Genomic DNA, 21,819 nt, shown 5'->3' on the forward strand with positions numbered 1-21,819 from the left:
GGGGTGACGATGGGTGTTCGATTCCGGTTGCTCGGGACCATCGAGGCGCAGGGGGACGGCGGCGGCCGGGCTGATCTCGGGCCTGCGATGCGCAGGGCGGTCTTCGCCGCACTGCTCGTCCACGCCAATCGCCCGATCCTGCCGGACGTGCTGGCGGAGCAGGTGTGGGGCCCGCATCGACCGGCACGCGCGCAGGACACGTTGCGCAGCTACCTGTCCCGGCTGCGCGCGGCCCTTCCGGACGGGCCCGCGATCGAACGCGACAGCGGCGGGTACGTCGTACGGGTGCCGCCGCTCGAGGTCGACTTGCACGTGTTCCACGAGTTGCTGCGGTACGCGTCGGAAGCCGACGACAAGGACGCGTTGCGCCTGCGTGCCACTGCTTTCGAGCTGTGGCGCGGCACGCCGTTCTCCGGGGTGGAGAGTCCGTGGTTCGACGGCCTGCGGCAGTCGTTGACCGCCGAGCTGCACGCGGCCCGGCTGGACGACCACGACGCGCGGCTGCGGGACCAGCAGCACGCGCAGTTGTTGCCCCAGCTGAGGTTGATGGCCGAGGCGCATCCGCTCGACGAACGGCTGGCCGGGCAGCTCATCCTCGCGCTGCACCGCTGCGGGCGGCAGGCGGACGCCGTGCAACGCTACGACCTGGTCCGCACGCGGCTGGTCGACGAGCTCGGTGTCGACCCGAGCGCCGAACTGCGCGAAATCCGCCAGCGGCTGCTTCGCCCGCCGACGCGGTCGCACACCCCCAGCCAGTTGCCGGACGCGCCGCGTGCGTTCACCGGCCGGTCCGCCGAGCTGGGCACGATCGCCGAGGCGATGTACCAGCACGGGCAGGTCATGCTGACCGGCCCCGGCGGTGTGGGCAAGACGTGGCTCGCGGTGCAGTGGGCCAACGCGCACCGCGGCCAGTTCCCGGACGGCATCCTGTACGTGAACCTGCACGGTTTCGACGACTCGCCGACGTTGACCACGTTGCAGGCGGTGAGCCTGCTGCTGGAAGGCCTGCGGGAGGACCACGCGCCCGCGAGCCTGGACGCGAAGATCGCGCTGTACCGCGACGCCGTGGCTGATCGCCGCATGCTCGTGGTGCTGGACAACGCGCGTGACAGCAGCCAGGTCGCCCCGCTGCTGCCCGGTGGCACGGCGTCGGTGGTGCTGTTGACCAGCCGCAACCGGTTGCCTGGCCTGGTGACCACGCAGGGCGTGTTGTCGGTGGACGTCCGGCCGATGTCCGCCGCCGATTCGCGGGCGTTGCTGGCCCGGCATCTCGGCCATGCCGCGCTCGCGGCGGACCCGGCGGCGGTGGACGCGCTGATCGAGCACTGCCGGGGCCTTCCTCTCGCGTTGAGCATCATCGCGGCGCGGGCCGCCGAGTACTCGTTGCCCGCGCTGGCGGCGGAGATGCTGGCCGCGCCGCTGGACGCGCTCGATCTCGGCGAGCAGTCGGCTGACATGCGCGCGGTGCTGGCGTGCACGTTCGAGTCGCTGGATCAGGACAGTCTCGCCGCGCTCACCGCGTTCGCGTCGTGGCCTGCGACGGAGTTCTCGCTCGGCACCGCGTGTGCGTTGCTGGGCGAGACACCGCCGCGTGTCCGGCGGAAGCTGAGACATCTGGAGAACTCGCATCTGGTCCTGCAGGGAACGGCTGACCGCTATCTGCTGGATCCGCTGGTGTGGCACGCGCTGCACGCGAAGGCGTCAACCTGACGGTGCCGTGGCCTGTGCGTCGCGGACCACCCGCGTGTAGTCCGTCAGGGTCCGTGCGTCGAACACCGCGCGGTACGGCACCCGCACCGAGAACGCCGACCACACGCGGTTGGCCAGCCGCATCGCGTCCATCGACTGGCCACCCAGCTGGAAGAAGTCGTCGGCGGCGGTCACCGCGGGCACGCCGAGCAGGTCGCGCCACAGGCCGGCCACCTTGGCTTCGGTGCTGTCCTGGTGCGGTCGTGGCGGTTCGGCCGTTGTCCTGGCGGTGATCTCGGGCAGCGCGCCGCGGTCGGTCTTCCCGGTACGGGTGAGCGGCAGCTGGTCGGTGAACCGGTAGCGCGTGGGCACCATGTGCTTCGGCAGCCGCTGGGACAGGTATGCACGCACCTGCTCCGCGGTGAGTTCACCTCGCGCGACCACGTGCGCCTCCAGCCGCAGCGATTCGCCCTCACCGCGTGGCCGGACCGCGCAGTGGCCGACGGCCGGGTGTCCGAACAGGACGGTTTCGATCTCCCCGGTCTCCACCCGCATGCCCCGGATCTTGATCTGCCCGTCGGTGCGGCCCGCGAACAGCAGCGTGCCGTCGTGGTCGCGGCGGGCCTGGTCGCCGGTGCGGTACATCCGGCTGCCCGGCTCGCCCGGCACCGGCAGGAAACTCGCGGCGGTCGGCGCCGGTTGCGCCAGGTAGCCGTCTGCCATGGACTCCGACACCAGGTAGACCTCGCCCACCTCGCCGTCGGGAACGGGCCGGTGGCCGGCGTCCAGGAGCAGGACGCGGCAGCCGTCGATCGGGACGCCCAAGGGGATCGCGGGCCGGTCGAGGTCGGCCGCCTCGACGCGGTGGTACGTGGCCAGCACTGTCTCAGTAGGACCGTAGAGGTTGGTCAGCGCCGCGTGGGGGAAGGTGGCGCGGCACCGTGCGGCCAGGTCGGGGGTGAGCACTTCCCCGGCGGCGAACACGTGCGTCAACGCGGGCAGCGAACCGGGTTGTGCCTCGGCCAGCACCTGCCGCAGGAAGCTGGGCACGGTCTGCAGGACGTGCACGCCCGCCGCAGCCAGTTGTTCGAGCAGCGCGAACGGGTCGTGGCGCAACGACCTGGGCGCCATCCACAGCGTTGCGCCGTAACACAAGGCGCCGAAGATCTCGCAGTAAGAGGCGTCGTAGGTGGTCGTGGCCCAGTGGGCCATCTTGCGGCCGGGCCGCAGGTCGAACGCCTCGCTCTGCCAGTCGAGGAACGCCAGGAACGTGCGGTGCGACTGGACGACGCCCTTGGGGCGGCCGGTGCTGCCGGAGGTGTACGCCACGTACGCGGTCGCGGCCGGGTCGACCTCGGGAAGTGCCCGGTCGGGCGGTGCCGAGCCGGTCAGCGTGCCGTCCGGTTCGCACAGCACCAGGTCGACGCCGAGGTCCCGCAGCACACTGGTGAGCTGGTGGCCGGTCGGTGAGACGACGGCGGTCCGGCACCGCGCCTCGGCCAGCACCGCCCGGACCCGCTGCGGCGGGCTGTCCGGGTCCACGCAGACGAACGAGCTGCCCGCGGCCAGCACACCGAGCAATGTGGACACTGTGGCCGGGCTGTCGCCGAGCAGCACCGCGACCACCTGGTCCGGCTCGAACCAGGCCGCGGCGGCGCGCATCCGCCGCGCCAGCTCGCCGTAGCCGACTCGTGCGGTGCCGTACTCGATGGCGATCTGCCCGGGTTGGCGGCTCGCCCACTGGGCGACGAGTCCGTGCAGCGTGCGGTTGTCGCTCAACGCAGCTCCTTTTCGACCGCGGCGAGGATGTCCTCGATGCTTTCGGCGGCACTGACCCGGTCGGCGGCAGCGGGTGCGGCCAGCCGGTCGTCCAGCAGGTGCGCCATCGCGCTCACGGTGGTCGCGGAGAAGAAGTCGGCGAGCGTGAACGGCACGCCGAACTCCTCGCGGACCCGGGTGGTCAGCCGATAGCTCAGCAGGGAGTGCCCGCCGACGCGGAAGAAGTCGTCGTCCGGGCCGGCCTGGTCGATGCGCAGGACCTCGGCCCAGATCGCGGCCAGCCGGTGCTCGGTGTCGCTCATCGGCCTGCTCGGCGCGCGGGAGTGGCTCAGCGCCGGTTCGGGCAGCGCACTGGTGTCGATCTTGCCGTTCGGTGTCAGCGGCGGCCGGTCCAGCTCGACGAACGCGGCGGGCATCAGGTAGCCGGGCAGCAGCGAAGCCGCGTGCTTGTCCAGTTCGCCGATGTCCCCGTCGGCCACGACGTACGCCACGAGGTACTGGTTGCGCACCGCGACGACGTAGGCGTGTTTGACCGCCGGGTGCCGTTCGAGCACGGCTTCGACCTCGCCCGGTTCGATCCGGTGGCCGCGGATCTTGATCTGCCGGTCGGCGCGGGACACGAACTCGATCGTGCCGTCGGCCGACCACCTGCCCAGGTCCCCTGTCCGGTACATCCGTTCGCCTGGTGTCCGCGCGAACGGGTTGGGCACGAACTGGCGTGCGGTCAGCGCGGGGTCGCCCAGGTAGCCGCGGCCGACGCCGGGCCCGCCGATGAACAGCTCGCCGACCGCGCCGGCACCGGCCAGGTCGAACCGCTCGTCCAGCAGGTAGATCTGGTTGTTGGGCCACGGGCGGCCCATCGGCAGCGCGCGGCGGGCCGGTGCGTCCGGCCGGTCGAGGTGCGAGCAGTTGGTGATCGACGTCTCGGACGGGCCGTAGGTGTTCAGCAGCGGCAGCCCCATCCGCCGCCACATCTGCCATGCCTCCGGTGCGTGCCGGTCCCCGCCGATGATCATCAGCCGGAAGCTTTCCGGCAGGCGCTGCCCGGAGTCGTGCATGTGGTTGGTCAGCTCGTGCCAGTAGGCGGGGATGAGCTCGCACTTGGTCACCTGGTGCTCGGCGAACAGGTCCAGCAGCTCGGCGGGCTCGATCCGGGACAGGTCGCGGGGTGCCAGCACGAGCGTGCCGCCCGCCAGCAGCACCGGGAAGACCTCCTCGATCATCACGTCGAACGCGACCGGCGCCAGCTGGGTGAACCGGTCGTCCTGGCCGAGCCCGTACTCCTCGATCGCCGCGACGACGAACGACAGCAGGCCCAGGTGGGTGGTCATCCCGGCCTTGGGCCGCCCGGTCGACCCGGACGTGGAGATCACGTACGCGAGGTGGTCCGGCACGACCTGCCCGGGCGGGTTGTCGCCGGGCGGGTCGCCGGGCAGTGGTTCGTCGGCAAGCACCACGTGGCCGCGTCCGGCGAAGGTGGCGCTGTCGGCTCGGCTGACCACAGTGGCCACGGTCGAGCAGCGGCCGGAAATGTCGAGCAGGCGGTCCGACGGGTGCGCCGGGTCCAGCGGGACGAACGCGGCGCCGGACTTGAGCACGGCGAACAGGGCAACGACCTGCTCGACGGACCTGGTCAGTGCGACACCGACGCGGTCTTCGGGCCGGACGCCGATGCTGATCAGGTGGTGGGCCAGCTGGTTGGCTTTCCGGTTGAGCTCGCCGTAGGTCACCGCCCGGTCCTGGTGGACCACGGCGACCCGGCCGGGATCACGCGCCACCACCGCCTCGAACATGTGGTGCGCGGTGCCGTTCAGCGGCACTGCCTTGCCCCTGGCGAACTCGCCGGTGAGCTGGGCGACCTGGTGCGGCGGCAGCACAGGCAGGTCCCGCAGGGGCGTGCCGGGGTTCGCCGTGGCGGCGTCCAGCAGCGTGCCGAACTGCTCGGCCAGGCGCCGCACGGTGACCGGTTCGAACAACGCCTGGTCGTACTGGATGGTGATCGACAGTTCGTCACCGAAGTCCAGCACGGTCACGTCGAGTTCGAACTCCGATGCCGTCGCGGTGCTCTCCGGCAGTGTCGTCACGGTGACGTCGCCCGCGGTCGTCGGTGTCCTCGTCGCGTGCTCGTAGCTGAACAGCACCTGCACGAGCGGGTGGCGGCCGGGGACGCGTTCCGGTTTGAGCCGGTCGACCACCTGGTCGAAGGCGAAGTCCTGGTTGGCCAGCGCCGCCAGCACCTCGGCACGGGTCTGCTCCAGCAGCGAGTGGAACGGCTGCCGCGGCAGCGGCCGAACGCGCAGTGCGACGGTGTTGATGAAGCACCCGATGAGGTTCTGCACCTCGGGCCTGGTCCGGCCGAGGACGGGCATGCCGATCAGCATGTCGTCCGCGCCGGTCTGGCGGGCCAGCACGCCCGCGAGCACGGCGAGCGCGACCACGTTCGGGCCGTGGCCGCCGGTGTCGCGCAGCTCGATCAGGTCCCGGTAGCGCTGACCGTTGACACTGAAGGCTTCCACGCCCGCGACGCTGTCGCGAGTGGACTTCCTGGGGTGGTCGGCGACGAGCTCCAGCACGGCCGGGGCGTCGGCGAGGTGACCGGCCCAGTACTCGGCCTGCCCGGCGATCGCGGCCTGGTGCGCGGCGGATCGTTCCCACACCGCGTGGTCGCCGACCTGGACGGGCAACGCGGGCAGGTCGGCTGTGCCCGCGCGCACCTCGGCTTCGTAGTACGCCGCGAGTTCGCGGTGGAACACCGTCGCCGACCAGCCGTCGAACACGATGTGGTGCACGGAGATCACGAGTGTGTGCTCGTCGTCGCCGGTCCGGACGAGCTCCGCCCGCAGCAGCGGCTCGCCGAGGTCGAACCTGCGTTCGCCGGCTCGCTGGACCGCTTCCCGCAGGCGGCGGTCGCCGTCGCCACGGGCATCCACATAGGACAGGGGGACTTCGGCCGCGGGAAGGACGACTTGGTGCGGTGGTGCGCCTTGCTCGCCGCGGAACACGGTGCGCAACGCCTCGTGCCTGGCCACCACGTGGCTGAGTGCCGTGCCCAGCGCGGTCACGCTCAGCGGGCCGGTCCACTGCATTTCCAGCGCGACGTTGTACGTGCCGCTGTCCGGCGCGAGCTGCTCGGCGAACCACATCCGCTCCTGCACCGACGACATCGGCACGGGCACGCCGGTACGGCTGCCTGCGACAGGCCCGTCGTACTGGGCTGTGGCATGGCCGAGGCGTTCGGCCATGGCGCGGACCGTGGGTGCCCGGTAGAACTCGGCGAGCGGCAGCTGGATCCCGAACTCGTCGCCGATCCGCGCGGTCAGCCGGAACCCCAGCAGGGAATGCCCGCCCAGCTGGAAGAAGTCGTCGTCCGGGCCGACCGCGTCGATCTCGAGCACCTCGGCCCACACCGCGGCGAGCGCCTGTTCCGCACCGGTCATCGGTTCGTCCACTGTGGAGCGAATGAGGAGCTGCGGCGGCGGCAGCGCGGCCACGTCGGTCTTGCCGTGCGTGGTGCGCGGAAGATGGTCGAGCACGTTGAACGCGTTCGGCACCAGATAGGCGGGCAGTTGTGTGGCCGCGTGCCGCCGCAACTCGGCTGTGTCGACATCCGCCGGATCGATGTCGGTGCGGCACACGACGTACGCGGCGAGCAGGTCGCCGTTCTGGTGCGGGACAACCGTGACGAACGCCTGCCGGACCGCCGGGTGCTGCTCGAGCACCGACTCGATCTCGCCCGGCTCGACGCGGTGGCCGCGGATCTTGACCTGCTGGTCGATCCGGCCGAGGAACTCGATGTCGCCGCGCGTGGTCCACTTGGCCAGGTCGCCCGTCCGGTACAGGCGTTCGCCGGGTGCCGCGGCGAACGGGTCCGGCACGAACCGCTCGGCCGTCAGGTCCGGCCGGGCGACGTAGCCGCGGCCGACACCGGGACCGCCGATGTACAGCTCCCCCGGCACACCGGCGGCGACCGGTTCGAAGTCGTCGTCCAGGAGGTAGACCTGGGCGTTGGCAACGGGTTTGCCGATCGGCAGCGTGGGCAGCCGATCGTCGTCCTCGTGCACGGTGGTGGTCACGGCGGTCTCGGTCAGGCCGTAGACGTGGATCAGCGGCACGCCGAGGCCACGCCAGGCCCGCAGTGTCTCCGGAACCGGGCGTTCACCGCCCATCAGCAACAACCGGAAGCAGTCCGGCAGGACACCGCCGGTACCGGACAGCCGTTGCACGAGCTCGTGCCAGTACACCGGTGTCAGCTCGCACACCGTCACCTGCTGCTCGGCGATCAGCTCGACGAGGTCGTCCGGGGTCAGCGTGGCCAGGGACCGGGCGGGCAGGACGAGCGTGCCGCCCGCCAGCAGCACGGGGAAGACTTCCTCGACCACGACGTCGAACGTGACCGCGGCCAGCTGGAGGAACCGGTCGTCCGGGGTCATCCGGTACGCCTCGATCGCCGCCGCGGTGAACGCGAGCGCGGACCTGTGCGACGTCATCGCACCCTTGGGCACGCCGGTCGAACCCGAGGTGTGGAAGATGTAGGCGAGGTGGTCCGGGCCCGCCGCGGTGACCGGGTTGGTGTCCGGCAGGTCGCCCGGCAACGGCTCGTCGACGGCCACGACACGCTCGAAGCGGGCCGCGTCGGCGGCGGTGGCGATCACGGCCTCGATCCCGGCCCGCCGGATGACGCCGGTCAGCCGGTCGTCCGGCTGCGCGGGATCGAGCGGGACGAACGCCGCACCGGCCTTGAGCGCGCCGAACAACGCGATCACCATGTCGATGCCTTGCGGCAGAACGACCGCGACGCCGTCGTCGGGCCGCACACCGAGGCCGATCAGGTGGTGCGCCAGCCGGTTCGCGCGGCGGTTGACGTCGTCGAAGGTCAGTCGCCGGTCGCCCTCGGTCAGCGCGACCGCCGTGGGGCTCGACGCGACCTGCTGTTCGAACTGCTCGTGCAGCGTCGACTCCGGCAGCGGGCGTTGCGGTCCCCGGGCGAGGACCTCGGTCAGCAGGCGGCGCTGGCGGGGTGGGAGCACGGTCACGTCACGCAGCGGCGCATCGGGTGTGGCACAGGCGTTGCCGAGCACGGCACGGTACTGCTCGGCGAATCGCTGTGCGGTGATCGGCTCGAACAGGTCGGTCGCGTAGCGCAGGGTGAAAGACAGTTCGTCGCCGCGGTCGGTCACGGTCAGGTCCAGGTCGAACTCGGTGTGCCCGGCGGGGATCTCCACCAGCGGGTGCACCTCGCAGCCGCCCGCGCGCAGCGGCTCCCGGCGCAGTTCCTCGAACGTGAACATCACCTGGATCAGCGGCTGGTAGCCGGGCCTGCGTTCCGGCCGGATCCGCTCGATCAGCCGGTCGACCGCGATGTCCTGGTAGGACATGACGAAGAGCAGTTCGTCCTGGACCTGGTGCAGCAGCGCGCCGAACGACGCGGCCGGATCCGGTTCGACCCGTACCGGGACGGTGTTGATGAAGCAGCCCACGACGTTCTCGACCTCGGGCCTCGTCCGGCCCCACACGGGCATCCCGACGAGCAGGTCGCGGCTGCCGGTGTACCGGCCGAGCACGGCCGCGAACGCCGACAGCGCGATCGCGCTCGGCGTGGCGCCGGTCGCCGCGCGGACCGCCGTGATCAGCCGGTAGTCCTCGCCGGTCACGGCGAAGGTGTGCACGCCGACTTCGTGACGCCGTTCCACCGGCCGCGGGAAGTCAGTGGGCAGCTCCAGGACCGCGGGCGCGTTCTTCAGACGCTGTTCCCACTGCTCGTACTGGTCCTGGAAGGCGCCGCGGGAGTCGGCTTCCTCCTCCCAGAGCGCGTGTTCGCCCAGCCGGGCCGCGGGCACTGGGAGCGTGGGCGTCTCGCCTCGTGCGCGGGCGTCGTAGCACGTGACGAGATCGTGGTGCAGCAACTGGGCCGACCAGCCGTCGAACACGATGTGGTGCACGCTGAGCCGCAGCACGTGGTCTTCCGGGCCGTTGCTGATCACGCGCACGCGCACCAGCGGACCGGACAGGTCCAGCTTCCCGTCCTCTTCGGACAGTTCGAAGGGCGCCGGTGGCATCACGACCTGGCCGGGTTGCCCGCCGTTCTCGCTGAGGAACACCGTGCGCAACGCGTCGTGCGCGGTGACCACGTCCGTCAACGCCGCCCGCAGGACGTCGGTGCGCAGCGGCCCGGCCCAGCGGGACTCCATCGTCATCACGGTCAGGCCGGGTTCGACCTGGTCGGCCATCCACATCCGCTGTTGCACTGCCGACAGAGGAAACCGTTCGTTCACCAGGCGTGCTCCCATGTTCGCGCGGCGAAGCACGACGCTAGTGCCGCACGCGACGGCCGCGTAGTCACCGAAACCGGGGACAGCGCGGGCATGGGCCTGCCGTGTCCCGATGCGCTTTCCTGGTGGCAAACCGAAGTCCGAGGAGGATACCCGCATGTCTGCACCGCGCACGGAAAGCGCCGAGATCCCTGTGGTGGGGGCGCAGCAGCGGCCGGATTGGCTGCCGGCCGCTGTCGACGAGCTGCACGCCGTCGTCGAACAGGCCGGGGCCGTCAAGGTCAGCGGGCTGGACGTGCGCGACCGGGCAGGCGCCGTCGCGGCGATCCGGGCGGTCCTGCCCTCCCCGCTGTCCGAGCGTGAGGGATTCGCGCCACGGGACACCTACGCGCCAGGCGTCTACTCGTCGTCGCACTGGCCGCAGAACCAGCCGATGTGCATGCACCACGAGCTGAGCTACACCCTGCAATTCCCGCGTCTCATGGCGTTCTGCTGCGTCACGCCGCCCACGACCGGTGGTGTCACGGCGTTGGCCGACGCACGGCAGGTGCTGGCCGCGTTGCCGCCGGACCTGGTGGCCCGGTTCGAGCAGACCGGCTGGATGCTCACGCGCAACTACAACGAGTTGCTCGGAACGCCGTGGACGCAGGCGTTCGGCGGTGACCGCGCCCAGGTCGAACAGTACTGCCGGGACAACGACATCGAGTTCGAGTGGGACGCGAGCGGCGGCCTGCGGACTCGTCAGCGGCGGCAGGCGGTCGTGAAGCACCCGGTCACCGGTGAACGCTGCTGGTTCAACCAGATCGCGTTCCTCAACGAGTGGACCATGGACCCGGGAATCCGGGAATACCTCACGGACGAGTTCGGCCGCGACGGCCTGCCCTTCACCACGTACTTCGGTGACGGCACACCGCTCACCCCGGCGATGGTGGACCAGATCAACGCCGTCTACGAGCAGAACACCGTGCGGCACACCTGGCAGCGCGGCGATCTGCTCATCGTCGACAATGTCCGGATGGCGCACAGCAGGGAACCGTACGACGGTGAGCGGGAGATCGTCGTCGGCATGGGCGCCCCCGCGACTCGCGGCTGAGCTGATCGGCCCGGAGCACCCGGGCCGATCACGCTGTCATCCGCGCGGTGCGGCCACCGGCCGGACTGCCGCCATCACAGCGGCAGCCGCGTCCGCGGGCCGTGTCCGGACGAAGTAGCGGCCACCGCCGGGCACTTCGTGCGTGTCGACCCGTGTCGCCAGGGCCGTCCACTCGTGACCGGCGGCATCGTGGTCGTCTGCCGCCAGGACGACGTGCACCGGTGTGGACAGAACGAGCCCTGGCCCGTCCAGGTATCGCACTGCCGACAGCAGGTCGTGCCGGTATGCCGCGCCGACCAGGCTTGCGCGTTCCGGTTGCCACGTCTCCGTGCCGGTGAACGAGGTGTCCTCGCGCAGCCTCGTGACCAGTTCCTCGTCGCTCAGCGCGTCGATCTCCGCGGCCGTGTCACGAAGCCGGGACACGGCGGCGGCTCCGGCGAACACCGCCAGGGGCGGGCGGCCGTCTGCCTCCAGCAGACGCGCGACTTCCAGCGCGGGAGCCACTCCCGCTTCGTGCCCCCACAGCAGCAACGGCCCGGACACGGTCGCCTCGATCTCGGCGAGGGCCGCGACGGCCACGGCGGGAACGTCCTTGAAGGACTCGTCATCCCTGCCGATGTCGTGGCCCGGCAGCTCGACGGCCTTGACCGCGATGCCGTGCCCTTCCAGTTCCTTGCCGAGGCCCTGGAAGTTCACGGCGTTGCCACCGGCGTACGGGAAGCACACGACGGTCGCGACCGCGTCATCCACAGTGGACAGATTGTGGACCAGGCCACGCGCCTGGCCGCGGTCGTCGCCCGAGATGGACTGGGCCAGCTCGGCGAGCGCCGGGCGTGCCATCAGCTGCTTGAGCGAGATGACCCGGTCGAGCTGGACGATGAGACGCACGGCCGCGAGGGACGTGCCGCCCAGGTCGAAGAACTCGTCGTCGCGGCCGATGCGCTCCAGCGGCACGTTGAGCACCTCGGCCCACGCCGCGGCCAGCTGACGTTCGACGTCGCTCACCGGTGCCGCGTAGACCACCGCGCCCTGCCCGGCCGCCGCGGCCATCCGGGTGAGGGACTTCTTGTCCACCTTGCCGTTCTCGGTCAACGGCAGCGACGGCAGCCGGTGGAAGGACGTCGGCACCATGTACTCCGGCAGCAGCGCGCCGAGGAAGTCGCGCAACTGCTCGGCCAGGACCGTGGCCGATGTGGTGTACCAGGCCACGAGAGTCTTCGTGTCGTCCGCTGTTCCCACCACGATCACCGCGCACTCGTCCACCTCGGGCATGCGCAGCAGCTTGTTCTCGATCTCGCCGATCTCCACGCGGTAGCCGCGGATCTTGACCTGCTCGTCGCGCCTGCCGAGGAACTCGATCGTGCCGTCGGGCAGCCACCGGCCGAAGTCACCCGTGCGGTACACCCGGTCGCCGGGGTGGTACGGGTCCTCGGTGAACGCCAGCGCGGTCCGCTCCTCGTCGTTGATGTAGCCGCGGCCGACGCTCACACCCGCGAAGGCGATCTCGCCCGGCGTGCCCAGCGGAGCGAGCCGGAACGATTCGTCCAGCACGTAGGTGCGGACGTTGCGCTGCGGCCGTCCGACGGACACGAAGTCGGTGGCCGGGACACCGTGCAGCACCTCGTGCATGGTGTCGTCGTGCACCTCGGTGGCACCGTAGGCGTTGATCAGCTTGATGTCCGGCATGACGGCGAACCACCGCCGCACCAGGTCGATCTTCAGCGCCTCCCCGGTCACCGACACCATCCGGACGTCACCGAGGGACGACGGGTTGCGGGCGAGGTGGGACACCATCACGTCCAGGAACGACGGCACCACCTGGATCACGTCGACACCGCCCGCGGCGAGCATGCCGATGAACCCCGCCACGTCCAGCTGGGCGGCGGTGTCCACGATCAGGGTGCTCCCGCCGACCAGCAGCGGCGCGACCACCTGCCACAGCGAGATGTCGAAGCACTGCGACGCGGTCTGGGTGACCACGTCGCCGGGGACCAGTTCGGTGTCGGTGATCTTGATGAACTGGTGGTTGAGCATGCCCGCGTGCTCGCACATGGCGCCCTTGGGCGCACCGGTCGAGCCGGACGTGAAGTAGATGTAGGCGAGCTGGTCCGGGAAGATGGGTGTCCCGGGGTTGGTGACGTGCGCGCTGCCCGCCTCCGCCTCCACCGGCAGGACGACGAACCCGTCCGCGCCCAGCTCGTCGATCGCGCCTTCCAGCGTGCGCGCACTGGCCGACTCGGTGACGCCGAAGCGGCACGCGGCGCCACGCAGCTGCGTCGCCACGCGGTCCACCGGGAAGTCGGGCCGGACCGGCAGGTAGACGCCGCCTGCTTTGAACACGCCCAGCAGGGCCGCGATCCAGTCCAGGTTGCGTTCCATCACCACTGCGACCGGTTCTTCGGCTGTCAGGCCGTTGCGCAGCAGCGCGTGGGCGATCCTGTTGGCCCGCGCGTTGAGTTCGCCGTAACTCCACTGGCGGCCGTTGTGGGTGGCGGCGAGGTCGTCCGGGCGTGCCCGGACCTGGTCCTCGAACAGCTCCACGAACAACGGCCCCGGCAGCGGCTCGACCGGCCCGGCCATGTCGTGCAGCTGCGTGCGGAGTTCCTGGTCGCTCAGCAGAGCCGCGGTCAGGTGCCTGCCGTCCGGGTTGACCAGCAGTTGCAGCAGTGCCGCCCGGTGGTAGCCCGCCAGTCTGGCCGCGTACTCCTCGTTCACCACGGAGGTCCGGAAACGCACGGACAGCGTGAGTTCCCCGCCTTTCCGGCGGTAGGCCACCGAGACTGCCACGCCTTCGGGCAACCCGGTGTCACCCGGCTCGGACAGGTCCAGCACGGCTTCGCAGGCATGGCCGGTGACCACTGGTTCCACTGTGGACATGTCGGTCATCAGTTGGCGCCACGTGTTGTCGGTGACCACGTGGTGCACTGTCACCGCGGGGCCGGTGGCGGGCAGGTACCCGGTCAGGACGGACCGGTCGGCGGTGACGGCGGCGAGCACCTTGACGTGGACGGCCAGCAGCACGTCGGACAGGGCGATCCCTGATTCTGCGGTGAACCCGCGCAGCGCGGTCGCCAGTTTGCCCGGTAGCGCGGACGAGTGCTCCGCGACGTCCTTGACCTGAGCCTCACCGATCGGGATCCAGCGGGGGATCCGGCCGTGCGAAATGGTACTCACCCTGAACCTCTCAGCCGATGTCGAAGTGCGATGTCGATGCGGGCGAGCACTCCGGGCCGTCGGCGTGCTGCTCGACGGCTCGGAAGGTCCGTCCGGCGCCGGACGTGTCATTGCTGTCCACCACCGCGTACGGGACGTGGGTCCTCGTGCCCGGTCTCGCCGCCGCGAGGCAAAGCCAGCACGGTGGCGAGCACGTCCGCCGCTCGGTCGATGTCCGCGGCGATCACGCCCCGGTGGGTGACCGCGCGGATCCGGCCGTGCCCGAATTCGGTGAGCGCCACCCCTGCCCGACCGGCCGCCGCGACGAACTCCGCCGCGGTGAGGCGCTCATCGAGTACTCGGAACAGGACGATGTTCGTGCCCACCGAACCGGGATCGATGTCGACGCCGTCGATGTCAGCGAGGTGCTCGGCCAGCCTGCGCGCGTTCGCGTGATCCTCGGCGAGCCGCCCCGTCATCTCCCGCAACGCGATCAGCCCGGCCGCCGCGACCACACCCGCCTGCCGCATGGTGCCGCCCAGGAGCTTGCGGACGCGCCGGACCCGCGTGACGAACTCCGCCGAACCGGCCACCATCGACCCGATCGGCGCGGAAAGCCCTTTCGACAGGCAGAACTGGACTGAGTCCGCGGTGGCGGCGATGTCGGCTGCCGGAACGCCGGAGGCGACCTCGGCGTTGAAAAGCCGGGCGCCGTCGAGGTGGACCCCGACACCGCGCGCTGCGGCGAAGGCACGTACCTCACGAAGGTAGTCCAACGGCAGAGCCACGCCGCCACAACGGTTCTGGGTGTTCTCCACACACAGCAACGCGGGCAGCGCGAACTGCGGGTCGTCTGGATCGCCCGGGAACTCCGCCGCCAGCGCGTCGGGCACGAACCGCCCGTCGGGCAGATGCGGGACGGGGGCGAGCAGCGCACCGCCGCACATCGACACTCCGCCCGCCTCGTAGAGGTAGATGTCGGATTCGGCACCGGCAATGACCTTGCTCCCGCGGGGCACGTGGGCCAGCACGGCGGCGAGGTTGCCCATCGTTCCGCTGGGCATCAGGCAGGCGGCCTGCTTGCCGACGCGTTCGGCAGCGGTCTCCTCCAATTCGCGCACGGTCGGGTCCTCGCCGTAACAGGCGTCACCGACCACGGCCTCGACCATCGCGTGCCGCATCGCCGCAGTGGGTAGCGTGAACGTGTCGCTACGAAGCTCGATCATGACCAGCCTCCAGTCGGACAGTGATCTGGCCGGATGCCGCGTCGAGCGCGTGCGCGACCTGGGCGTGGTCGTCGCCGCGAGCGATGACGAAGCCCAACCGGCCGTAGGCGTTGTCGGGCGGGGCGACGGGATCTCCGGCCTGGGCGGTGATCCGGACCTCGACGACGCCGGGAACGCGTGCGGCGGCAGCGATCCCGGCCACCTCGGTGAGCCTCCCGGCGCGGGGTGCGGTGAGGAACTGGATACCCGCGCATCCGGCCCGCGCGGCCCGCAGCCGCGGCTGCTCGCCCAGACACGTCCGCAGTTGCTGTTCGAGCAGGTCGATCCCGTCGACCAGGCGGACCAGTTCCGGGATCATCCCGCCCGCGAGCCGGGGATTGAGCTCCACGAGCGCGGGCCCGGCGGGAGTGAGCCGGGCCTCGATGTGGCTCGGCCCGGTGCGGAGGCCTGTCGCCGCGAGCACGTCGCGGGCCAGCCCGGCGACGCGGGTGGTCCCGGCCTCGCCGAGATCGGCCGGGTAGAGGTGCCGGTGCTCGACGCAGTGCGGGAAACCGGTCAGCTGCTTCGCGGTGACCCCGACGCACGTCGTGCCGCCCGCCCAGCCGAACATCTCGACGCTGACCTCCGGGCCGGTGAGGTACTGCTCGACCAGCGCGCGGCCGGCGACCGGCTGGTCGCGCACGTTCACCTGCCGCGCCAGCACCCGCGACACCTGTGCCCGGACCTCAGCCTCGGTGGCACACACCCGGACCAGGTTCGAGCCGGAGTCGTCCACGGGCTTGACCACGCACGGCAGGCCGACGTGGGCCAGCGCACCGGCGATCCCGTCCGGGGTGTCGACCTCGGCGAACCGCGGGAGATCCGCCGTGGCCAGTGCCCGCCGGACGGCGGCCTTGTCACGGCTGACGCGGACCGCCTCCGGGGGATTGCCCGGCAGACCGTGCCGGGCAGCCAGCTCGGCGACGGCGGTCACGTAGAACTCGCTGGTCGTGGTGATTCCGGCCAGTTCACCGGCCGGGAACGCGGCAACGGCCGCACGCAGGGCGGTCGCGGAGTTGGTGTCGCACAGGACAACCCCGGCGCCGGTGGCGGCCAGTCCCCGGTAGCGGCCGGGACGGCTGGTGAGCAGGACCGGCCGCTTGCCCAGCCCCTGCGCGGCGGTCAGGGCGGCCATCCCGCTGCCGGTCGTGTTGGACTCCACGAACAGCAGCACCTGCGGGGTCAACGCACGCCCTGCGGTACATCGGCGCGGGAGCACCACGACCAGGCGTCGACCGTCGTCCCGAGCGGCACCTGCGTCGGTTCGGCCTGCCTGGCGAGCCCGGAAAGCCCGTGATGTGCCCAGAACTCCGGAGCGTAGACGGTGCTGTGGTAGCGGTCGCCCCGGTCGGGGAAGATCCCGACCACCCGGGTGCCGGGCGCGGCTGTCGCGGCGAGGTGGCACAGCACGCGGTAGACCGATCCGGACGTGTTGCCCGCGAAGATCTGCTGCTGACTGGCCAGGTCCCCGGCGGCGTGGAACGCCTCGTGGTCGTTGAGCCAGTGCACCTCGTCGATCAGGGTGTGGTCGAGATTCGGCGGCAGCAGGCTGTTGCCCAGTCCACTTTGGAGCCTCTCGGGCCGGTCGGGCTGGCCGAACAGCGCGCTGCCGACGCAGTCGACGCCGACGACCCGCAGGTCCGGCAAGCTCTCCCGCAGTGCTCGCGAGCTACCGCACAGCGAGCCGCCGCTGCCGACCGCGCCGACCAGTGCGTCGAAACCGTCCGGCAGGTCGGTGAGCAGTTCGGCGGCCAGCGCGCGGTAGGCGAGCGGATTCTGCGGATTGCTGTACTGGCGCGGGCAGAACGCGCCGGGCAGGTCGCGCATCAGCGTGTCCAGCGCCTCCAGCCGGGCGCTCTGCCAGCCGTTCGCGGTCATCGCCGGCACCACGTGCACGGCGCAGCCCAGCGCCCGCAGTTTCGCGAGCGTCACCGGGTCGATGCGGGGATCGGTGACGATGTGCACCGGGTGGCCGAGCGCCGACCCGACCAGTGCGACGCCGAGTGCCATCGTGCCGGACGAGCTCTCCACGATCGGCGCGCCATCGGCGAGTTCACCGGTTGCGCGGGCGTGCAGGATCGCCTGTTTGCCGACCCGGTCCTTCATGCCGAACAGGTTCTGCAGTTCCAGCTTGGCGTAGACCCGCACTCCGGTGTCCGCGCCGAGGCGCAGGCGGACCAGCGGGGTGTGGCCGATCGCGTCGATGACATCGCCGTGCAGCATCGTTACGCCCTTCCGGTTCGCGCACCGGCCGGGCGGCCGGTGTGGTCGATCGAGACGGTGCCGAGTTCGGTGCAGGCCCGTACCGCGGCGGCGAGCCTGTCGGGGTAGGCGGGATCGCGTTCGTCGAGGAGGATGCCGAGCACGGTTCCGCTGTGCGCGGCGGCGATTCCGGCGCCACCGACGTCCTCGCAGACGCCGACGAGCGGCTCCAGCATCCTTTTCGGGCACAATCGCTGGTTGCGCAGCGCACTGGCGGTGGCGACCTGGCCGATGGTGGACACGTCGCGTGCGCGGACGGCGGCGCCGAGCGTGTCGAGCAGCGCGGCGTAGGCGGCGCGCTCGGATGCGGGAAACTGGTGGGTGATCCGGTTGAACGCGATCGTGTCGATCTCGTCGCCCTCGTCGATGCCCACGATGGTGAGTGGTGGCAACTCGCCCAGGCGTTCCCGGAGCCGGACCTCCCGGTGGTAGAACGCCACCGCGCCCGGGTGCATGACGCCGTCGGACGGCTCGATCCCGCGGAGCAGGTCCTCGATGTCCCGGCTGCGCAACGAGATGCCGAGTGCGTCGCCGACCGCCCGCGCACTCGCCACGAGATCGGCCGATGAGCTTGCCATGCCCTTGCCAGGAAGCAGGTCGCTGCGCAGCGTGAGAACGCCTCCTCCTGGTGCGGCGAAGCGTTCGAACATGCGCGCGGTCAACCGTGCCGCTTTGTGCCTGTCGTCCGGAACGACCGTCAGCCCGGTGGTGTCCGGCTCCCAGCGGAACTCGGCGGACGTTCCGCGCGTGATCGGCAGCGTGACGAGGAAGTGACGGCCGTCGGGCAGCACGCCCTGCAACAGCTCACCGAAGGTACCCGGCGCGGTACCGGTGCCAGTGCGACGCTCGACGCCGACGAAAGCACCGCACGACAAGGATTCACTCATCGCACCTGCCCGGCCCTCGGCGTGTCGTCCTCGGCGAGGAGGCGATCCACCCGACGCGCCACAGATTCCTGCCGCTCGGCGCGCTCGGCCCAGCCCGTGCGCTGCTCAGCCAGTTCCCCGGCCTGCGCCCGCAGCAGAGTACGCACGGCATCCGGTGCGGTGCCGCCCGGTGAGGCACGCCTGCGCAGTTCGCGGTCCACGTCGAAAGCGGCACGCAGCAGCTCGCCCGCGTCCGGCACGCGATACCCGGCGGACTCCGCGACAGCGCACAGCACCTCCTCGGCGTACTCGCTGGGCGCCCGGCCCTGCGCGAGCACAGCGGAGATGTAGCGGCCGGCGAGTACCTGTGCCGTACGCCAGGGCACTCCGGCGTGCAGCGTCAGCGAGGTCGCCAGCGAGAATCCGCCGAGATACTCGGACGCGCAGGCGTCGCGCATCCGGCCGGTGTCGAAGCTCAGCCCGTTGAGCACCGTGGTGAGCAGCACGAGCGCGGATCGCAGGTCGGTGCACAGGGGCAGAAGCCTGCTCCCGCCTTCCTTCGCGCCTTCCACCGTGTTGCTGAACGAGGTGCCGCGCTGGGTGAGCACCAGATCGAGGTAGCCGCTCGTCAGGTGGGCCAGCCTGCCCCGGATGCGCTCCAGAACGGGGAAGTTCTTCTTCTGCGGCATCGCCGAGGAGATCCCGGCGAGCTCGTCGGGCAGGTCGGCCAGCCGAAGGGCACCGGAGGACCAGGTCATCAGATCGGTGACGAACCGGCTCAGCCCGGTGCCGAGGTTGGAACACTCGGCCGCCAGGTCGAGCATCCAGCCACGGGAAGCCACAGCGACCAGCGCGTGCCGCTCGGCGGCGGGGAATCCGAGCAGAGCTGCCATCCGCTCGCGCTCCCACGGGAGTTCCTGGCCCGCCATCGCCCCGGCGCCCAGCGGCGAGCGGGCACCGTCGTGGCAACGAGCCAGCCGGATCACGCCGGTGAGCAACTGCTCGGTGAGCGCGGACAGGAAGAACGCGGGAGAGATGACCTGCGCGGGCTGGCCGTGGGTGTAGCCGGGCATGACCAGTTCGACGCAGTCACCCGCGACCCGGTGCGCGGCCTCGGCGCAGTCGAGCAGACTCCCCGCCAGCTCGCGAATCCACGCGCGTGCGGCGAGCAGCTGAGCGGTGGCCTGCAGATCGTTGCGGCTGCGGTCGACGTGCCACGCGCGGGCCGGTGCCGGCAGACGTGCCTCGACGAACCGCTCGAGCGCGAAGGAGATGTCGGCGAGGTTCTCCGCCCGGTCCGGCACCAGGGCGGCGGCCGCGTCGAGCGCCTCGGCGATCGCGCCGGTCTCAACGGGGCTCAGCAACTCCATCCGCCGGTACTCGGCCAGCAGGACCTTCTCGACGCACACGTACCAGGGCAGCAAGTGTGTGACCTCGTAGCGGAACTGAGGCTCGAGTACCTCCTCGGCCAGCACCTGGGCGACCGCTCCGGTGAGCCGGCCGGTCAGCGCGTGCTTCGCTGCGCCCGTCATCGCCGTCCCCTTCGCCGTTGGATGAACGGGCTCACGCCGGCTGACACGGCTTCCCGGTCGAGGGCCGGCCGAGGGCGGCGGCGTGGACGTTGTCGCGCAGACACGCGATCCGCGGCAGTGACCGCGCTCCGCCGAGGTCCGCGAGCGGAATCGACGTCGTCATGGTGTCCCCCATCGTGCTTCATGGTCAAAGCGCACGACCACAATCCATTCCAGCAGCGGTGACGTCAACACTTCTTGCACACCAACGCTCTCGCTTGACGGCCACGACTGGCGCGGCTAGCTTGCGGACACAGTGGACCATTCACGCCACACCGGTCCGATCTCGCTGCCGCGCAGGGGGTTCCCCGCGGCGATCGCCGTCACTCACTGGGGAGAGCATGACTTCACCCGCCCGTTCCACCCACACCATCGACGAACACCGGTACACCATCCACGAGCTGGAGCAGCTCGTGCGGGACAAGCCCGTGCTCGAACTGCACCCCGCGGTCGCCGAGAACATCGAGCGCGGCAGCAAGTTCCTGGACGCCAAGCTCGCCGACGACCTGCACATCTACGGCGTCAACACCGGATTCGGCGCGCTGTGCGAGATCAAGCTGACCAACGGGGAGATCAAGGAGCACCAGCGGCGCCTGATCGTGTCGCACGCGTGCGGCGTCGGCGAGTTCGTCCCCGAGGAGCTGAGCAGGCTGGTCCTGCTGATCAAGCTGCTGACGTTCCGGCCGGGCGTGACCGCGATCAGCCTGAGCACCGTGCAGCGGCTGATCGACTGCTGGAACAGCGGGCTGATCCCGGCCATCCCCAAACGCGGCACCGTCGGCGCGAGCGGTGACCTCGCCCCGTTGGCGCACATGGCTCTGCCGCTCATCGGCCTCGGCTCGGTGTGGGACAACGGCACTGTCGTGGAGGCCGGTCCCGCGCTCGAACGGGAGGGGATCGCACCGGTCGACCTGGAGCCCAAGGACGGCCTGGCGCTGATCAACGGCGTGCAGTACCTCGACGGCATGGCCGTCCAGTCGCTGCTGGAAGTGGACCGGCTCGTCCGGTGCGCCGACCTCGTCGCGTCGCTGAGCGTGCAGGCGTTCAGCACGTCACGGACGTTCTACCACCAGCGCTACCACGAGACGTCCCTGCACCCGGAACGCGGTGTGGTGGCGGCGAACCTGCGCGGCCTGATCGAAGGCAGCAACCACCACGACCTGACCACGTCGAACAAGTCGCAGCAGGACCCGTACTCGTTCCGGTGCATCCCGCAGGTGCACGCCGCCGTCCGGCAGACGTTCGGGTTCGCGTCGACCGTGATGGAGCAGGAGATCAACAGCGTCTCGGACAACCCGTTGTTCTTCCCGGACGACGACGCGATCCTGTTCGGCGGCAACCTGCACGGCGCGTCGACCGCGATGGTGCTCGACTACCTGGCCATCGCGGCGACCGAACTCGGGTCCATCTCCGAGCGCCGCGCGTACCAGCTGCTGTCCGGATCCCGTGGCCTGCCGGACTTCCTGGTCGAGACACCCGGCCGCAACTCGGGTTTCATGGTGACGCAGTACACCGCCGCCGCCCTGGTCAACGAGAACAAGGTGATGTCCACACCGGCCAGTGTGGACACCATTCCCACCTGTCAGATGCAGGAGGACTCGGTGAGCATGGGCGGTACCTCCGGCTACAAGCTGGAACGCGTGGTGGAGAACCTGCGGACCATCCTGGGCATCGAGCTGCTGCTGGCCGTGCAGGCCGTCGAGCTGAACAAGGAACTCGTCCCGTCGGCCGCGGCGAAGGCGTTGTGTGACGCGTTCCGCGAGCACGTGCCGTTCCTCACCGAGGACCGCGTGATGAGCACGGACATCCAGCGTTCCGTCGAGTTCATCACCACGTCGGCACCGCGGTTCTTCGCCGAGCTGGCCTGACCCG

11 protein-coding genes are annotated in these 21,819 nt (G+C 70.7%); 3 read left to right on the forward strand and 8 right to left on the reverse strand.

Annotated elements, in window-relative coordinates; genetic code table 11:
* Positions 1 to 9 precede the first annotated feature (9 nt).
* Positions 10 to 1,710 (forward strand): AfsR/SARP family transcriptional regulator, encoded by a 1,701-nt coding sequence (locus AOZ06_RS57290; protein ID WP_169799056.1) that lies wholly within the window; start codon positions 10 to 12, stop codon positions 1,708 to 1,710.
* On the opposite strand, the gene AOZ06_RS41510 is transcribed toward AOZ06_RS57290, so the two are convergent.
* Positions 1,702 to 3,468 (reverse strand): non-ribosomal peptide synthetase, encoded by a 1,767-nt coding sequence (locus tag AOZ06_RS41510; RefSeq protein ID WP_054294381.1) that lies wholly within the window; start codon positions 3,466 to 3,468, stop codon positions 1,702 to 1,704. The genes AOZ06_RS57290 and AOZ06_RS41510 overlap by 9 nt on opposite strands.
* Entirely contained in the window at positions 3,465 to 9,896 is a 6,432-nt protein-coding gene (locus AOZ06_RS41515) for a non-ribosomal peptide synthetase (RefSeq protein ID WP_083472278.1), read from the reverse strand. The genes AOZ06_RS41510 and AOZ06_RS41515 overlap by 4 nt, the downstream gene beginning before the upstream one ends.
* Here AOZ06_RS41515 and AOZ06_RS41520 point away from each other — a divergent pair.
* On the forward strand, positions 9,895 to 10,830 hold the full coding sequence (locus AOZ06_RS41520; protein WP_083472279.1) for a TauD/TfdA family dioxygenase: 936 nt from the start codon (positions 9,895 to 9,897) through the stop codon (positions 10,828 to 10,830). The genes AOZ06_RS41515 and AOZ06_RS41520 overlap by 2 nt on opposite strands.
* 36 nt (positions 10,831 to 10,866) lie before the next feature.
* On the opposite strand, the gene AOZ06_RS41525 is transcribed toward AOZ06_RS41520, so the two are convergent.
* The 6 genes from AOZ06_RS41525 to AOZ06_RS41545 all read right to left on the reverse strand — a co-directional run bounded on the left by AOZ06_RS41525 (position 10,867) and on the right by AOZ06_RS41545 (position 19,908).
* A complete protein-coding gene (locus tag AOZ06_RS41525) occupies positions 10,867 to 14,004 on the reverse strand; it encodes a non-ribosomal peptide synthetase (RefSeq protein ID WP_054294383.1) in 3,138 nt (1,045 codons plus the stop codon).
* 107 nt (positions 14,005 to 14,111) lie between these two features.
* The gene (locus tag AOZ06_RS41530; RefSeq protein WP_054294384.1) at positions 14,112 to 15,209 is read right to left on the reverse strand and encodes a GntG family PLP-dependent aldolase; all 1,098 of its coding nucleotides are present in this window, start codon (positions 15,207 to 15,209) and stop codon (positions 14,112 to 14,114) included.
* Positions 15,193 to 16,434, reverse strand: coding sequence for an ATP-grasp domain-containing protein (locus AOZ06_RS60835; protein ID WP_225953027.1), 1,242 nt, complete (start codon positions 16,432 to 16,434; stop codon positions 15,193 to 15,195). Before AOZ06_RS60835 ends, AOZ06_RS41530 begins: the two co-directional genes overlap by 17 nt.
* A complete protein-coding gene (locus tag AOZ06_RS60840; RefSeq protein WP_225953028.1) occupies positions 16,431 to 17,471 on the reverse strand; it encodes a PLP-dependent cysteine synthase family protein in 1,041 nt (346 codons plus the stop codon). Before AOZ06_RS60840 ends, AOZ06_RS60835 begins: the two co-directional genes overlap by 4 nt.
* Before the next feature lie 2 nt (positions 17,472 to 17,473).
* Entirely contained in the window at positions 17,474 to 18,397 is a 924-nt protein-coding gene (locus tag AOZ06_RS41540) for a GHMP family kinase ATP-binding protein (RefSeq protein WP_054294385.1), read from the reverse strand.
* Positions 18,394 to 19,908 (reverse strand): argininosuccinate lyase, encoded by a 1,515-nt coding sequence (locus tag AOZ06_RS41545; RefSeq protein WP_054294386.1) that lies wholly within the window; start codon positions 19,906 to 19,908, stop codon positions 18,394 to 18,396. The genes AOZ06_RS41540 and AOZ06_RS41545 overlap by 4 nt, the downstream gene beginning before the upstream one ends.
* Positions 19,909 to 20,288: 380 nt before the next feature.
* Between AOZ06_RS41545 and AOZ06_RS41550 the strand changes: the two genes are divergently transcribed.
* Positions 20,289 to 21,815: an HAL/PAL/TAL family ammonia-lyase gene (locus tag AOZ06_RS41550; protein ID WP_054294387.1), complete on the forward strand. Its 1,527-nt coding sequence runs from the start codon at positions 20,289 to 20,291 to the stop codon at positions 21,813 to 21,815.
* Positions 21,816 to 21,819: the final 4 nt, after the last annotated feature.

Origin of the sequence: Kibdelosporangium phytohabitans, assembly GCF_001302585.1 — a bacterium.
GTDB classification, from domain to species: Bacteria; Actinomycetota; Actinomycetes; order Mycobacteriales; family Pseudonocardiaceae; genus Kibdelosporangium; species Kibdelosporangium phytohabitans.